Below are 16596 nucleotides of genomic sequence, written 5' to 3' on the forward strand. Positions count from 1 at the left end.
AGTGCAAAAGCAAAAAAGGCTCGCTAAACGAGCCTTTTTTGCAAACGAATGACTTTTAGCTCGGTTCTACTTAGCTAACATCCTGAAACACGAGAGTCGCGTTTGTGCCCCCAAAACCGAAACTATTCGACATCATTGTCTTGACTTTTTCAGCCGCGGATTCAAGTAATATAGGCAAACCTTTGGCCGCTTCATCCAGTTCCTTAATGTTCGCTGATGCCGCCAGGAAACGCTCCTTCATCATGATTAATGAGTAAATAGCTTCATGAACCCCTGCGGCACCTAAGGCGTGACCAGATAGGCTTTTAGTGGCGCTAATAAACGGCATTTTATCTTTAAATACAGCCTTTAAGGCTTCCAATTCCTTTAGATCACCCACCGGAGTACTTGTTCCATGCGTGTTCACGTAATCAATCGGTGAATCCACGGTTTCAAGTGCTTGCTGCATGCACCGTACAGCGCCTTCGCCCGAAGGAGCAACCATGTCAAAACCATCAGACGTTGCGCCAAACCCGACTAACTCGGCGTATATTTTTGCACCCCGGGCAACGGCGTGATCGTAATCCTCGAGAACAAGAATTCCGCCACCGCCAGCAATAACAAAGCCATCTCGATTGGCATCGTAAGTCCTTGAAGCCTCGGTTGGCGTATCATTATACTTACTAGACATTGCACCCATGGCATCAAACAAAATTGACATAGTCCAATGTTCTTCTTCCCCACCACCAGCAAACACAGTGTGGTGACGGCCGCCGCGAATAAGGTCGGCAGCGTGACCGATACAATGGGCGCTGGTAGAACACGCGGAACTAATAGAGTAACTGGTCCCTTGAATACCAAACATTGTTGACAAACACGCCGATGTCGTACTGCCCATAGTCTTGGGAACCGCGTATGGCCCAACTCGTTTAACGCCCCGTTCTTTAGCAACTTCAGCCGCCAATATATTGTTGGCAGGTGACCCACCACCAGAACCGGTTATGAGGCCCACTTTAGTGCTCTTAATCTCTTCTGGATCAAGTCCAGCATCCGAGATCGCTTGCTGCATAGCGATATAACTAAACGCCGCTGCGTCTCCCATAAACCGAAGATGCTTGCGATCAATAAGTTCTTTTTGATCCAAATGAACTCGCCCTGCAACATGGCTGCGCATGCCAAGCTCAGCGTAATCCTCGCAGAACTGTATTCCTGACTTTCCTTCTTTAAGGCTTTTCGTAACTTCCTCAACATCGTTGCCGAGGCTAGATACAATGCCCATACCGGTAATGACGACTCTTTTCATGGTTTTATTCTCAACTTAATTAGCCCACTCGGCCCTCAGTGAATGAGTGGTATATTCAAACAGTATGCCGTAAACAGATGACAAACAAATGGTGACAGTCGTAACTATTATTTACCATCCGCACCAAACAAGCCCACTTTTAGATCAGACATCGTATAGATAAGCTCATTATCAACGTAGACTTTTGCGTCACCTATGCCCATAAACAGCCTACGCGAAATTACTCGCTTCATATCAATTTCATAACGCACCAAACTGGCGTCAGGCTCTACCTGGCCTGAGAACTTAACTTCACCGACACCCAGCGCTCGCCCCTTACCTGGTCCGCCAATCCAAGACAGATAAAAACCAACCAATTGCCAAACAGCGTCCAAACCAAGGCAACCTGGCATGACCGGGTCACCTTTAAAATGACAATCAAAAAACCATAGATCTGGCTTTACATCCAATTCAGCTATAATTTTACCTTTTTCAAAATCACCGCCTTTCTCTGAAATCTCTGTAATGCGGTCAAACATCAACATTGGAGGCAAGGGAAGCCGAGATATATCTTGATCAGGAAGTTCACCATTTCCGTGAGCAATGAGTTCTTCGTAAGTGTAACTGCTTTGTTGTTTCATAGACTTTTCCAATGCGCTAGCTGCGCGTTTGTTTCGGGCGTGGAGCCAAATTCAAGGACTCGAAGCCTATCCATCTCAGAAAAAAATGCAAGTCATTTGCCAAAAACGCCATGAGCTTACCACTTACTAAACCAATGACTTTGGCTAGGTTGGCAGCAAGACAAGGATCAGAGCGAGCGGCAAAAAAACCACACTAGCCAAATTGCCAATGACTACCATCGACGCGACTTGATCAGGCTCACAATCGTATTGCTCAGAGAGCATATAATTAATCACCGCGGGAGGAAGTGCTCCAAACAGAATTAGTATGCCTCGATGTAGATCACTTAAGGGTAAAATATAAGCCAACGCAAAAGCTAAGGAAATCCCAACGATCGGGCAAAATGCCGCCATGATAAGGCCGATCTTAGCATCCTTAAAACTAACTCTAGTTAGCCGCACGCCAAGCGAAAACAACATCATAGGAATAGCCACCTGCCCCATCATTTCCAAAGGGGTATCCAGGAAAGGCGGCATCGTAAGGCTGAGTGAATTACACAGCCCACCTAAAATAACCGCCGCTATTATGGGCGTTTTGAGCATACTCAAACCAGAGAAACGTCCGGAATAAATATACGTGCCTACCGTAAAGCAAAGAACATTTCCAGCAACCACCAACATTATTCCGCCATCCAACGCGACAGGACCAAGCGCAAAAATATACAGTGGCAACCCTAGATTAGCCCAGTTTGAAAACATCGCTGGGGGCATCATGGACCTAGCATGGTATCCAAATAATTTAGCAAAAAGATACGCCACAACACCCGAACCTAACATCAACGCACAACCAGCGATTACCAGCCAAACGTACTGAGAAGGCATAAAGGAATCTTGCACCATGACATGGAAAATCAACGCTGGCATGAACACATCCATAACCAACTGATTCGTAATTCGCATCTCTGGACGCACTCGCGCGCCGTAAAAGTAGCCCACCGATATAATCAAAAAAAGTGGGGCTACGATATTAAATACTTGACTCAACATTGGGATTGGGAACCATCACCATAACGATATCGGCGAACATTCAGTATGCTCGTGAAGGCCTATTCAATGATATATAATCGCACTTTATTGTTTTTTATGCACGGGCCAGCACCGTCATCATTCAAATGAGCGACTCTAAAGATAGAATTTACGCGAACTCTCGCGGCGCAGCCAGCCCATTTCGCTTTGACGAGCGAGTCGCGTCCGTATTTAGCGACATGATCTCGCGTTCGGTTCCGAGCTATAGGCCAATTCTTGAAATGCTTCCGACCATCACAAGGGCGTTCAAAAAGAGTGGTCATAATTACTACGACTTAGGTTGCTCACTAGGTGCCGGACTCCATGCCATGGCTGAGGGGCTAAAGGACGTGGATATGACCGCAGGCCAATTGACCAAGCTCATTGGCATCGACAACTCACAGGCCATGCTAAAACGAGCGCGAGACCATCGATGCCCCTACCAAAATTTAAACTTAGAATATATAGAACAGGACATACTTGAGAGTGAGATACACCTTGCAGCTATGGTGCTGATGAATTTCACCTTGCAGTTCATCGCAATCGAAGAGCGGAAAGCGTTAATCGAACGCATTTATCAGGGGTTGGTACCTGGAGGCGCTCTTTTGTTATCAGAGAAAATCAGTTTTTCCGACCCGCAAACGAACGCCTTTTTGACAGACATACATCACCGCTTTAAGGCAGATCAAGGCTACAGCCAATTGGAGATTAGCCAAAAACGGGATGCGATCGAAAATGTGCTTATCCCTGAAACGCTTGAAAAACATACGGAGCGCCTTAAACAAGCCGGATTTACCGTGGTGACACCTTGGATGCAAAACCTTCAGTTTATTTCAATTTTGGCCGTCAAATAATGTTCGAACACGATTACTTACCATTCTTAACTGACTTTTTCGCCCGCCCCGAATTTCGCAATTATCATGAACAATTCGCCGACAAAATTTCAGAACGCGCGTCAATAAAGCGACATGGGGACCTACCTAACTGGCAACGTTACTTAGACCAATTACCGGAAATACATCCCAGCGTGATTAAACTCGACGGCGATGTTGTGAGTATCGGCGTTGCCAACGAATTGGACCCTAAAACATCATCCGACATCCAACGCGCGTTACACGGCTTGAGTCCGTGGCGAAAGGGGCCGTATCAAGTTTTCGATACGTTCATTGATACCGAGTGGCGCTCAGATTGGAAATGGAATCGAGTGAAACCTCATATTAGCAGTCTAAGTTCCAAGCGGGTTCTGGACGTAGGCTGCGGCACTGGCTACCACTGCTGGAGGATGCTTGGTGAGGGTGCTGAATATGTCCTGGGCATTGATCCCAGCATGAGGTTCGTAATGCAGTACAACGCTATCCAGCATTTTGCACGAGACAATCGATTCGACTTCCTTCCCATCGGCATTGAAGACATGCCGCCTAGCTTAAACATTTTCGACACCGTGTTTTCAATGGGTGTGCTCTATCACCGAAGAGACCCCCTCAATCATGTGGTTGAACTATTCAATCTACTTAATGCTGAAGGGGAAGTTGTACTGGAAACATTGATTGTCGACGACGCCGAAGATGGTATTCTCACGCCCAAAAGCAGATACGCGCAAATGCGCAATGTTTGGAGCATCACAACGATCAATAAAACACTTGAGCTACTGGAAACCGCCGGCTTTAAAGACGTAAAATGCGTGGATCAGAATGTCACCTCACTTGCTGAACAAAGACGTACTGACTGGATGACTTTCCACTCTCTTAAGGAATTCTTAGATCCACACGACATCACCAAAACCATCGAAGGTTACCCTGCCCCTAAACGAGGTCTCTTCATTGGCACCAAGTAGTACGACGAAACAGTGAACCTAATCCATTGAGAAGTGTTTAGAAAGCTTTAATCCTTGAGCTTGATAGTTAGAAGGCACACCTTGACCGTAGACTCGATCAGGAGTCTCCAGCATTTTTTCATACACTAGCCTGCCCACATTTTGCCCATCTTCGAGCAAAAATGGAACATCGAACGAACGAACCTCCAGTACAGCTCTAGACCCTTGACCACCGGCTTCGGGCGCACCAAAACCTGGGTCGAAAAAACCAGCATAATGAACTCTAAATTCCCCTACAAGTGTGTCGTAGGCCACCATTTCAGCCGCGTAATCAAACGGCACGTGAACCGCCTCCTTAGAAACTAAAATATAAAACTCACCAGGGTCCAAAATCAATTGCTTTGAGTTGGCGAAAAGGGGCTCCCAATAATCAACAACACGGTGAGCTGAGGGAGCATCGACATCCACCACACCAGAATGGCGCTTAGCCCTATAACCGATCAAACCATCACTGTTTTCACCACACAGGTCCACACTAACCGGCACGCCATTTTTAACCTGCTCGACACTTAAATCCCTATCAACCAAACGCTGACTGTTTTGCAACTCAAAGTGATCGGCATCACTAATGCTTGATACCCCCGACCGAATGCGCAACTGAGACAACCGAGACCCCGTTCGGACTTGCACACTGAACGTCAACGGCGCAATCTCAGCGTAAAGCGGCCCATCATAGCCCGCAGGCACCTGCTCGAATTCAACACCTCGATCGGTGATCAAGCGCGTAAACACATCCAGTCGCCCTGTGGAGCTCTTAGGGTTGCCGGCGGCAGACAGTTCAATTGGCAAACTAAGGCTTTCTTGTAACGGAACGATGTAAACACATGACTTCTCCAAAACCGCACCGTTAGATAAATCAATTTGGTGCATCATCATGCTATCAAGGCACTCTTCTACCGTTCTATCTTTGCCCGGCAAAAAAGACGACCGAACTCTGTAGGCAGAGTCTCCCAACCTTAAATCTAGGCTCGCGGGCTGAATCTGATCATCATCAGGCTCACTGGACAGAATTATCACACCCTTATCAATCAGTTCTTTAATTTGCTGTGAGGCCAGCGCGCCATTTTCTTTGAATTGCATTTTGTTTCTTTATTCCAACACGTCGCCGGGAGCATAATCTTTACTAGGGGAGGCTTCGCTAGCAACTTGTGATTCTAGTCAAAACGGAATCTACGTCTAGTCAAACACGATTGTTTTCGCGTTATACACGATCACCTTATGCTCAACCAGCTTTCGAAAGCCATTTGCGAACACTTTTCGTTCAATTTCATGACCACTGTCCTGAACAATAGCCGCACTCGGGCAAGGAGCAAGGGTGATATAATCTTGCGTGACAATTGGACCCGGCTTTTTAGATTCAACTAACCTTGCGGTTGCTCCTAGACATTTAAGCCCCTGATCATAGGCCATCTCGTACGCCTTCTCACTTTTCAGTGATGGAAGAAACGAACTTTGAAGGCTCAATATCGGACAATTAGCAGCCGCGATAACCGTCACTCCTAATAGCGTGTCGCAACACGGCATCACAAGCCAATCGGGTTCGTAACGTTGAAGTATATCGATTTGTTTTTGTTGTATATCTGCATTACCTGTAGACGCAGATACGTAAAAAAAGGGAATTCCGAAACGATCCGCAACTTTACGACAGTCATCGCTGCTGCTGCATATGAAGGAAACCTCGAACGCTGGATAATACGGATCGTCGATTTTGTTTAAAAAATCATTCAGAACATAGATCTGTTCAGAGCAAAACACACCCACCGAGGGTGCATCCTGAGAAAGTTTGACGGAAAAATCAGCCTTTAACATCAGAGCCGATTCACCGAACTCACTTTCGAAATCGGCCACTTCATCCCAGTTCTCACCCCGAGCCCAAACAGCTCGTACAAAACACATATCTAAGTCAGAGTGAATAATGAGTTCATTCAACGCTATTTCGCGCTCAGCGAAAAAATCGGCAATCACTGAATGCACACTAGGTGTTTTTGGACACCAGAGCAGCAACGCAGCAAATCCACTGTCAGAATAGGGCAAAGGTTTATTAGTCTAATTTAATTGAAGTTGAACCTAGGATACACCTAATTCCAATTGAGGCAAACCTTGCAAATTGACCATTCAGCCCGCTCACACTTAACCGTTGTACGCACTAACCGGTTGAGCTAATATCTGTCTATGTTCAAGGACTTACTAACGATCAAGCTCCGCCTGTCAATTGCACAGTACTGTCTCATCTCAGGCATTCTGATCTCCCTGTTAGGTCTCTATTCTAGTGCGGGCACCCTAAAAGTTCTTGACCATTACGCCAATCATATGACAACTCATGATGCTAACATCAACCTTGTTGATACAAACAATGGGACTTTGATAAAAGTCGGCTCAGAACTCCGTCGTTTAGAGGCCCCGCTCACAAAGCAACGCCACCCAAGCAACCGCTCAAACTCTTCCGCCGAGACCTTATATAATATCAAGGCAGGGCTGATGTATTTGTGGATTGCCACTTTTCTCATGATCGCTCTGTTCATTGCATGGTTAATGAAAAATGTACATCATCCATTCAACGTTCTTACCGCGGCCATCAAACGGCTTGCAAGCGAAGAGTTTTCTAAGCCCATTAAACTGAACGGCCCATCCAATATCGCGGATACGTCATTTGCATTGGAAAAGCTACGCAAACAGCTACGTCAAAATGAACGTCGGCAAATTCTGTTTTTACGGCACGTATCTCATGAAATTAAGACTCCACTTTCCTCCATTAAAGAGGGCTCCACTTTGCTTAGAGATCAATCGTTAGGGCAATTGAACTCTGAACAAAGCCAAGTAGTTGAAATTCTATTAAGAGCAACCGACGATCTTCAACGATCGATAGAAAATCTGCTCAATTACAATGGAACTGTTTTACCTCGAAATGACCAGAACAAGCAACTTACGGACATCACAAGCCTTATCGAGAGCGTGTTAAAAAACCATAAACTTAGCTTACGAAAAAACAGCATTTCAATTAGAAGGAACCTATCTCCGCTGGCGTTTTGGGTAGACGAAACCCAACTACGAACCGTCTTCGATAATCTTATTTCGAATGCGATAAAACACGCTCCCCCTAGCAGTGAGGTACGGCTGTGGTTAAAACGCACCCGGTCAGGGGCACTTGAGTTCACCATTCGAGATCAGGGCAAAGGCGTTAGTTGTGAACACCGGGAATGGATTTTCGAACCATTTTACATGGGTGACCGGTCCACCAACTCATCCATCAAAGGAACGGGGATTGGCCTGTCATTGGCTAGACAATATGTTGAAGCACATAATGGCAGCATCAAATTACTCGAAACCCGACAGGGTGCCACCTTCAAAGTTACAATCCCGCCACATTAAACCAATATGACCATGCAACAATCCGTGAGAAAACCCGCAAATCAACTGGTCGCGGACCCCAATTATTGGGGAGCAAAAATACTGGTAGTCGATGATAACGACGATCTACTAAAACTCATGGGGCTGCGACTAAAGTCGCTTAAATTTGAACTAGAGTTTGCTAGCTCAGGAGAAGCGGCACTAAGCACCCTTGAGCACTTCTCGGCGGACCTGGTAATCACTGATCTGAAAATGCCTGGAATTTCTGGCATTGAGCTTTTCAGCCACATTCACTCCAAAAACCCACTAACCCCTGTAATCCTACTAACGGCTCATGGCACCATTGCTGAGGCAGTTGAGGCGACTCAAGCCGGTGTGGCGGCCTATCTTAGCAAACCCTTTGACAGTATCGAGCTGCTAGAGAAAATTCATCAAGCACTTACTGCAACGGGTTACCGAGCACCCAGCCAAGGTGACAATGGAGACACCCTAAAACTCTGCTCATCGTTATTGTTCAAAAGCGCCAAAATGCAAGCGTTGCTCTCTCAAACTAAAATACACGCCACCACAACGAATCTGATACTCATCGAAGGCGAGCCAGGCACTGGCAAAGATCAACTGGCAGACATCATTCACCAACTGAGCACCTACAAAGACCAGCAACTTCGCCATATCTCCTGCACTTCACTTCCGCGCAATGTGATAGTGAAAGAACTTTTTGGCTTTATCGGTGAAGGTTCATATGACCAACCTGATATTCCTGGCTTATTAAGATCAGCTGTCAAAACCACCTTGCTCATCAGCGATTACGAGCAAGCAACGGATGACATGGTACAAAAAGTGCTAAGCGCAATCATAAACGGCTACTCGACCCACCTTGACGGCGGTCCTCAATACCCAGTAAAAGTGCGCCTGATAGCAACCACCAACATTAATGTGGGCAGCAATCAACGTTCCCAGAAAATAGTATCAGATACTCAAACACTCAACGCCACGGTGTTAAGAATTCCCAGTTTGTCTGAACGCCCTGAAGACATTCCTGTAATCGCAAATCATAGTCTTTCGATCTACGCCGACAAGCCCGACATGCGATTCTCAAACAAGGCTATCCAAACCTTATTACAATCAACATGGCCGGGTAATACTCGCCACCTACTCAACGTAGTGCAGCAATGCGCTCGCTTATCTCCCACGAAGGTTGTTTCTGAAAGGCTAGTGCGTAGTCGACTTAACAACCCCATTCATGAAATACCGCCATTGAGTACGGCACAGCGCCAATTCGAACGCGACTATCTAACCAATATCTTAAAGTTGACAAACGGCAACGTAACTAAAGCGGCTGAAATTGCGAAGCGCAATCGAACGGAATTTCATCGATTGCTTAAAAAGCATAGAATTGAAGCCCAATCATTTCGTACTGGCTAGCGTGATTCACGAAGGACTATCATGCGCTTGGATTGCGATTATCAACACTCCCGCGCTGGCGATCAGGCGTTGGTGTGAGTTATACTTGCGCCGCAACTCACTTCCATGGGAGAGAGACAATCCAACGCACATCGTGCTGAACTAATCGTGATTGTCCGCCGAAGGCGCAACGAGCTCGTAACCGCTCAGGCAAAAGGACCGTGGAATAGGAAAAACACACAACGTCATTGTTGAATGTTTTTTCAAGTTGTCTCTGGAGAGCGTTTTCACTATCCACTCTGATTGTGCAAGACCACCGAAGAGGTAATCTTTCAGGTAACCGGACAGAGGAGCAGACGAACACCATTTTCCGCCTTTAGTTAGTGCGAAGCGGTGTCGCCCATTGTTTCGTCTGCGCTGTTTATATGGTCTTATCGGTCACCAATACGGTGATTTGCAAGGTCAGTTGGCAAGGACGAAACCAGCATTAGACGATTAACGGTACCAGCGAGCAATTATCATGAGCGAAAACAACGCAAAGGCCTACTCAGAGCCGAACCGAACTCCTTTATACGACCAGCATTGCAAATTAGGAGCCAAGATCGTCGATTTTGGTGGCTGGGCACTGCCCGTTAACTACGGCTCGCAAGTTGAAGAGCATCATGCCGTACGAAGCGATTGCGGCATGTTTGACGTGTCTCACATGACGGTCTCAGACATAACGGGCAAAGACACGTTAGCATTTTTAAAATCCACTTTAGCGAACAATGTTGAAAAAATCTCCGGCACGCCAGGAAAAGCACTTTATAGCTGCATGTTAAATGAAGACGGCGGAGTCATAGATGATTTGATTGTCTATTACCTTGACGACAATCACTGCCGATTGGTTACCAATGCCAGTACCAATGAACGCGACATGGCTTGGCTCAACCAGCTCGCTCAAGGGCATGAAATTATCATTACCGAACGGCCGGAACTCGCCTTACTGGCAGTCCAAGGTCCAAATGCCATTGAACGAGTTAGGTCTGTTGTCGATCAAGAATTTGCGGAATCCATTGCGTCCCTGAAACGCTTTCAGGGCGTCTTCAATGGAGATAAGTTTATCGGTCGAACGGGGTATACGGGCGAAGATGGGGTCGAGCTGATTGTGTCTGCCGACTACGCAAACCAACTCTGGGAGGCATTGTTAGAGAGAAAGGTTCAACCTTGCGGACTGGGTGCCAGAGACACGCTTCGTTTGGAAGCGGGAATGGCTCTTTACGGCAATGACTTAGACGAGCAACACACGCCGCTCGACAGCGGACTTAAATGGACCGTTTCACTCACTGAAGAGCGGGACTTCGTTGGCAAAGCGAACCTTGAAATACCAGCCAAACATTCAATGATTGGACTCGTATTAGAAGATCGCGGCGTGTTAAGAGGCCATCAAAAGGTGTTTTCAAATGACATTGAAATTGGCGAAATCACCAGCGGCACTTTTTCACCTACGCTAGAAAAATCCATCGCGCTTGCACGCGTTGTCTCTGCATCCAAGCCAGCGCTGGACGATACTGTAAACATCGCCGTTCGCAACAAAATGCTGACCGCGCGTGTGGTTAAATACCCATTCGTTTAAGCCAACTCAGCACACTCCAATTAAGAAGCAAATCCTATGACAAATCCTGAATTTGATAGCCGCCACATTGGCCTAAACGATCAAGACATTCAATCTATGCTCACAGAGCTTGGGTACCGTTCGCTTGACGAATTAACAAAAGAAGTGGTCCCCGCAAGTATCGCCGATGATTCACCCTTAAATCTTAGAAATGGGTTAAGTGAAGAAGCCGCCCTTGCTGAACTAAAAGCGTTAGCAAGCAAAAATAAGGTCATTACTTCGCTTATCGGGCAAGGCTATTACGGCACCCATACCCCCAATGTCATCCTGCGGAATGTAATGGAAAACCCGGCTTGGTACACCGCCTATACACCGTATCAGCCGGAAATTTCCCAAGGACGCTTAGAAGTCCTTTTTTACTACCAAACCATGGTCAGTGAACTGACCGGCATGGACATCGCTAACGCCTCTTTGCTGGACGAAGGCACTGCGGCAGGCGAAGCACTGACTTTGGCTCATAGAGCTTTAAAGGGCAAGCGCAATAAATGCCTAGTGTCAAAACATTGCCATCCTCAAACTCTTGAGATAATCCGTACGCGCGCGACGCCTCTTGGCATCGAAATTGAATTGTTTGACGAAGTTGAGCCGATAGAAAGTTGGGACGACACATTTGGTGTGATAGTTCAATATCCTGATACACAAGGAACGGTCCAAGACTTATCGTCACTTTGCGACTCTGCGCATGCCGAAGGAGCATTGGTCATCATGGCCAGCGACCTACTCGCTCTCACGATGCTTAAGTCACCTGGCGAGCTGGGGGCCGATATCGTTGTCGGCAACTCTCAACGCTTTGGTGTTCCTCTTGGCTTCGGCGGTCCTCACGCGGCTTTCTTCGCGGTAAAAGATAAGTATAAACGATCGATGCCAGGTCGCCTGGTCGGACAGTCATTAGACGTTCACGGCAAGCCAGCCTATCGCCTTGCTTTGCAAACTCGAGAGCAACATATTCGTCGCGAAAAAGCGACGTCGAACATATGTACCGCCCAAGCACTGCTCGCGATCATGGCAACCCTATACGCTTGCTATCAAGGCCCCAAAAGACTTCGCTCAACAGCGCTACGTACTCACAGATTCGCCAGAACATTTGCTCAAGCGGCTGACTCGAAAGGGCTCGTTGTCTCACAAACAATATTCGACACCGCAACACTCTCTAACATCGATGCTGATGAGCTGATTAGTGCCGCATTAGCCAAAGGCTATAACTTAAACAAACGTGATTCGAATACCGTGTCCGTCGCCTTTGATGAGACCACGACTCAGAAAGACCTAGATGCACTATTGGCTTGCATTGGAGTCAATCCCGATGAGATTGAACTTTCTAATGAAATAGACGCGCAATATTTAAGATCTGATAATTATCTAACGCAAGAGGTTTTCCACCGCTATCACAGCGAAACGGAAATGATGCGTTACTTGCGCAGATTGTCTGAAAAGGACATTGCCTTGGACCGCGCCATGATTCCACTCGGTTCCTGCACGATGAAATTGAATGCAGCGTCAGAAATGACGCCCGTCACTTGGCCTGAATTTTCAAATATTCACCCTATGGCGCCACTCGATCAAACCGCTGGCTACAGAGAAATGATCTCTCAATTAGAAGAGATGCTGTGCGCCTGTACAGGCTACGATGCAATGTCCTTGCAACCCAATGCCGGTTCGCAAGGTGAATATGCCGGTCTATTAGCCATCAAGGCTTATCATGAATCCAACGGAGATACTGAGCGTGATATTTGCCTCATTCCAAGCTCGGCACACGGAACAAACCCCGCCAGCGCTCAAATGGCGAACATGAAGGTTGTCGTTGTTAAATGCGATGAACGGGGCAATGTGGATTTAGTTGATCTAAATGAAAAAATTGCTGCGAATAAAGGTAAAGTCGCCGCCATTATGATTACCTACCCGTCGACCCACGGTGTATTCGAAGAAGACGTAACCAAAGTCTGTGAAGCCGTGCACGCCGCTGGCGGACAGGTATACATCGACGGCGCTAATCTAAACGCGCTGGTTGGTGTGGCTCAACCAGGAAAATTCGGTGGCGATGTGTCGCATCTAAATCTACACAAGACATTTTGTATTCCGCATGGCGGTGGTGGACCCGGTGTGGGCCCCATTGGCGTTGGTGCTCATCTGGCTCCGTTTATGCCGAAAGATGGAGTCGACCCTACGAGGACCGGCGCGCTCATCAGTTCAGCGCCTTATGGCAGTGCCAGTATTCTTCCGATCTCTTGGATGTACATCCGAATGATGGGCGCCGATGGCCTTCGTAAGGCAACGCAGGTCGCCATCCTCAGTGCTAATTACATCGCGCACAAGCTAAAAGATAACTATCCGATTCTATTTACCGGAGCGTCTGATTTAGTGGCTCATGAATGTATTATTGACACGCGCCCAATGAAAGACCATGGCGTTACGGTGGACGATATAGCCAAGCGCTTAATAGATTATGGTTTTCATGCGCCAACCATGAGTTTTCCCGTCCCAGGTACGCTCATGATAGAACCCACCGAAAGCGAATCAAGAGCAGAGCTTGATCGGTTTTGTCGCGCCATGCAAGGTATTTACTCGGAGTATTTAGAGGTTAAAGAAGGTCGTGTTGCGCCAGACAATTCAGCATTAAGTAATGCGCCACACACCTCTCACTTTGTTCTTCAAAATGAATGGCCCGCGCCCTATTCTCGCTTATACGCTAGCCACCCCGATGATAAGTCGGATCAGTCCGTTAAATATTGGCCGCCAGTCGGAAGAATAGACAATGTTTATGGAGACAAAAACCTAATATGCAGTTGCCCGTCGATGAGTGAGTACGAATAAGCCTCAAACTGATTTTGATTGCTGAAAGTATTTGAAATTAGCTTATACCCTGCTCCAGGGTATAAGCTTAAAATACAATACTGGCTCGCTAACTAATAAAAAGCGTCTTGTAGATCGGGACAGGCTAAAACCAGCCTGTTTTCATTGAATCTAATTCATTTTTACAGGTCACTAGTTGCGCTCCGTACCGAGTTGCTCTGGCGTCTACTCTGGCGGCCGTATTCAACAACCACTTTTTAGACTTATAAGTCCCCCTCGCGTAGCCTCCCTGCCCTTCATGGTAATTTAGGTAGTGCGCATCATAGTCCCATTTTGAAACCTTATTTCGCTGCTGAGTCTTATTTACGTACCATTGAATAAAATCAAAGGCGTCAGCGAAGTTGTCTCTTCTTTTACGACTGTTCCCAATCTCTCTTTCATAGTCACCCCACGTACCAGTTAATGCTTGAGCGTACCCATAAGCATTACTCGGGCGACTCCCAGGAATAAACCCTAGGATTTTCTTACGTTTGGGTCGAGCATCCCGCTTGAATGTCGATTCTTGATAGATAATGGACATTGGCAATTGAATATTGCCGCCCCATCGAGCCGTGCTTTTTTTCGCTGCCTGATACCACTTAGGCTTTTCCTTAAATATATGGCACAAATTCTCCACTTTACTGGAAGTCACCGGTTTTGTTGCACAAGCCGTTAACGCTAAGCAAAAGAGAACAACCATGCCGCCCCAAGTTAGCTTAATGCTTAGTTCTACCCACTGTTCTTTCATCGTTAACGCTGAATCATCCAAAACACTTTTTGACTTCACTTAACATACGCCTACTTACTTGAAACACTTTATCAGACCCGGACAGTTCCACAAAATCGCCTTCCGGACCTCTGACTAACTTGGTTAGCCGCTCTCGAGATAGCAGACTATTACGATGCACTCTCACCATTTTACTGAAATACTTCTGCTCTAGATCTTTAAGTGTAGAGTCAATGAATACCTCCGTCGCATCCGTCAACCCGACGACGACGTGCTTACCTTCACTACGAAAATAAACAACATCAGACATTGGACGTTTTTCGACATAATTTAGATGCTTAATAGGCAAAAAATTTGACTCATCCAATTGCTCAGGCTTTCGCAATTGTGAGACTAAGCAAGCTCTATCAATCGCGTCTTCTAGGTCAGTAACTGAAACAGGTTTAAGCAAGTAATCCGACGCACTCACTTTAAAGGCGTCGATCGCGTACTGATCGAAAGCTGTACAAAATATAATGGCCGGAGGATCATCCTCAAACCTCTCCATAATCGCACTGGCGGCGTCCAAGCCATTCATGTGCGGCATCTGAACGTCCATAAAAATCAGGTTTGGACTGAGCTCATCAACCATTTTTAACGCTTCTCGTCCATCACACGCGGCTCCAACGACGTCAATCACATCAATCTGTGACAACAAGCGCTCCATTCTTGCTCGAGCAAGAGGTTCATCATCGACTATCAGAGTCCTAATTTGCATTATAAATAACCATTTAATTCGCTATGCGACCACTTTTACTTTTGGGAACTGTATTAGCACGTAGTGCTCCTTGTCGACTGATCTTTGGCTGAAAGTAAACCGGTCGTCGTAAAGTGCAAACAGCCTGTCTTGAATGTTCTGCACCGCAATACCGTGCCCACCACTAATATCATTTGATTCAAAAATTGCGTTTACAATTTTGATTGACACCGCTCTTCTCGATTCAGAGATGCTCAACCTGATCGGCGCGCCTGTTTCTGATGGACGCCCATACTTTATCGCATTTTCCACCAGTGGCTGCAAAATCAATTTAGGAACCAACCATTTTTTCGGTTTCCTGATATCAATATCGTATTCGATGTCAACACCACCAGAAACACGCCAGGATTCCAACGAAACAAATCGACGACAAAGGGTAATCTCCTTCTCAAGAGAGTGTTGGCTGTCCCTATTTTCAAGACTGACGCGAAACAACATCGCCAAAGATTGAATTGCTTCTTCCGCTTTGTCTGGCATTGAGGCCGCCAGCTCGGAAATTGTATTCAAACTGTTAAACAGAAAGTGAGGCTGAATCCGAGCTTGTAAGGCTTCTAAACGCGAGTCGGCTTCCGCTCGATCCAACTCTTTTAATCTAGCCAAAAGCAACCAAGCCCGATAGATAATCAGCAGAACTAACATAAAGGCTAGCCACATCCGCAAAAACCGGAGAGGATTTGGCAGCCAATTTTCTGAAGAACTCAGCACAAACATCGCACCACACTCCACAACGAAAAGGGCGCAAGAGAACACAGCAATCAATATCAGAACCCGTCTGAATTCGGGTTGCTTGGTGATCACCTTTCTTAGTTCATAAATGATCGCCAATGTGGGCAAAACCAGCCATAGAGTATAGACCGAATACAGGCCAAGATTTACCCAACTTAAGCCGGGGTCACTGACCAACCAATACACAAACACCACCATCTGCGTCGCAAGTAACGCCATAAGCACGTTACTAATCCGCGACATGTTGGGTATTAAGATGGGACGCGTTGTTTTCAATTACTATCTCACTCTAT

Annotated in this window: 14 protein-coding genes and 2 riboswitches; of the genes, 6 read left to right on the forward strand and 8 right to left on the reverse strand. The window is 46.6% G+C overall.

Features of this window, described 5'->3' with window-relative positions; all coding sequences use genetic code 11:
* Window positions 1-70 precede the first annotated feature (70 nt).
* From fabB to ABWW54_RS14195, 3 genes are all read right to left on the reverse strand, one after another.
* Window positions 71-1282: a beta-ketoacyl-ACP synthase I gene (gene fabB / locus ABWW54_RS14185; protein WP_353413084.1), complete on the reverse strand. Its 1212-nt coding sequence runs from the start codon at window positions 1280-1282 to the stop codon at window positions 71-73.
* 107 nt (window positions 1283-1389) lie between these two features.
* Complete coding sequence (gene fabA, locus ABWW54_RS14190; RefSeq protein WP_353413086.1) at window positions 1390-1902, reverse strand: bifunctional 3-hydroxydecanoyl-ACP dehydratase/trans-2-decenoyl-ACP isomerase; 513 nt, start codon at window positions 1900-1902, stop codon at window positions 1390-1392.
* A 144-nt stretch (window positions 1903-2046) separates the two neighbouring features.
* Window positions 2047-2928, reverse strand: coding sequence for an AEC family transporter (locus tag ABWW54_RS14195; protein ID WP_353413088.1), 882 nt, complete (start codon window positions 2926-2928; stop codon window positions 2047-2049).
* A gap of 125 nt (window positions 2929-3053) precedes the next feature.
* On the opposite strand from ABWW54_RS14195, the gene cmoA reads away from it, so the two are divergent.
* Together cmoA and cmoB are read left to right on the forward strand one after the other, a co-directional pair.
* The gene (gene cmoA, locus ABWW54_RS14200) at window positions 3054-3800 is read left to right on the forward strand and encodes a carboxy-S-adenosyl-L-methionine synthase CmoA (protein WP_353413090.1); all 747 of its coding nucleotides are present in this window, start codon (window positions 3054-3056) and stop codon (window positions 3798-3800) included.
* Entirely contained in the window at window positions 3800-4780 is a 981-nt protein-coding gene (cmoB, locus tag ABWW54_RS14205) for a tRNA 5-methoxyuridine(34)/uridine 5-oxyacetic acid(34) synthase CmoB (RefSeq protein ID WP_353413092.1), read from the forward strand. Before cmoA ends, cmoB begins: the two co-directional genes overlap by 1 nt.
* A gap of 18 nt (window positions 4781-4798) precedes the next feature.
* Here cmoB and ABWW54_RS14210 read toward each other — a convergent pair whose 3' ends face one another.
* Both ABWW54_RS14210 and ABWW54_RS14215 read right to left on the reverse strand, forming a co-directional pair.
* On the reverse strand, window positions 4799-5899 hold the full coding sequence (locus tag ABWW54_RS14210) for a 2'-deoxycytidine 5'-triphosphate deaminase (protein WP_353413094.1): 1101 nt from the start codon (window positions 5897-5899) through the stop codon (window positions 4799-4801).
* 96 nt (window positions 5900-5995) lie between these two features.
* Window positions 5996-6853: a formyltransferase family protein gene (locus tag ABWW54_RS14215; protein WP_353413096.1), complete on the reverse strand. Its 858-nt coding sequence runs from the start codon at window positions 6851-6853 to the stop codon at window positions 5996-5998.
* A gap of 276 nt (window positions 6854-7129) precedes the next feature.
* Between ABWW54_RS14215 and ABWW54_RS14220 the strand changes: the two genes are divergently transcribed.
* The 4 genes from ABWW54_RS14220 (at window position 7130) to gcvP (ending at window position 14036) form a co-directional block, all read left to right on the forward strand.
* Window positions 7130-8188 carry a sensor histidine kinase gene (locus ABWW54_RS14220; protein ID WP_353413098.1) on the forward strand — a complete coding sequence of 353 codons (1059 nt, stop codon included), beginning with the start codon at window positions 7130-7132 and terminating at the stop codon, window positions 8186-8188.
* A gap of 12 nt (window positions 8189-8200) precedes the next feature.
* Window positions 8201-9592, forward strand: coding sequence for a sigma-54-dependent transcriptional regulator (locus tag ABWW54_RS14225; RefSeq protein ID WP_353413100.1), 1392 nt, complete (start codon window positions 8201-8203; stop codon window positions 9590-9592).
* Window positions 9593-9688: 96 nt separating this feature from the next.
* A riboswitch (glycine riboswitch) is annotated at window positions 9689-9803 on the forward strand.
* Between the two features lie 32 nt (window positions 9804-9835).
* Window positions 9836-9929, forward strand: a riboswitch (glycine riboswitch).
* Window positions 9930-10091: 162 nt separating this feature from the next.
* A complete protein-coding gene (gene gcvT, locus ABWW54_RS14230; RefSeq protein ID WP_353413102.1) occupies window positions 10092-11186 on the forward strand; it encodes a glycine cleavage system aminomethyltransferase GcvT in 1095 nt (364 codons plus the stop codon).
* A 36-nt stretch (window positions 11187-11222) separates the two neighbouring features.
* Window positions 11223-14036 (forward strand): aminomethyl-transferring glycine dehydrogenase, encoded by a 2814-nt coding sequence (gene gcvP / locus ABWW54_RS14235; protein ID WP_353413104.1) that lies wholly within the window; start codon window positions 11223-11225, stop codon window positions 14034-14036.
* Window positions 14037-14160: 124 nt separating this feature from the next.
* Here the strand turns inward: gcvP and ABWW54_RS14240 are convergent, their stop codons facing one another.
* The 3 genes from ABWW54_RS14240 to ABWW54_RS14250 form a co-directional block, all read right to left on the reverse strand.
* Window positions 14161-14754, reverse strand: a complete 594-nt coding sequence (locus ABWW54_RS14240; protein ID WP_353413485.1) for a transglycosylase SLT domain-containing protein — start codon at window positions 14752-14754, stop codon at window positions 14161-14163.
* 61 nt (window positions 14755-14815) lie between these two features.
* Window positions 14816-15538 (reverse strand): LytR/AlgR family response regulator transcription factor, encoded by a 723-nt coding sequence (locus ABWW54_RS14245; RefSeq protein WP_353413106.1) that lies wholly within the window; start codon window positions 15536-15538, stop codon window positions 14816-14818.
* 21 nt (window positions 15539-15559) lie between these two features.
* A complete protein-coding gene (locus tag ABWW54_RS14250) occupies window positions 15560-16522 on the reverse strand; it encodes a sensor histidine kinase (protein ID WP_353413108.1) in 963 nt (320 codons plus the stop codon).
* Window positions 16523-16596 lie beyond the last annotated feature (74 nt).

It is taken from the genome of Arenicella sp. 4NH20-0111 (assembly GCF_040366405.1).
Classification (GTDB): domain Bacteria; phylum Pseudomonadota; class Gammaproteobacteria; order Arenicellales; family Arenicellaceae; genus Arenicella.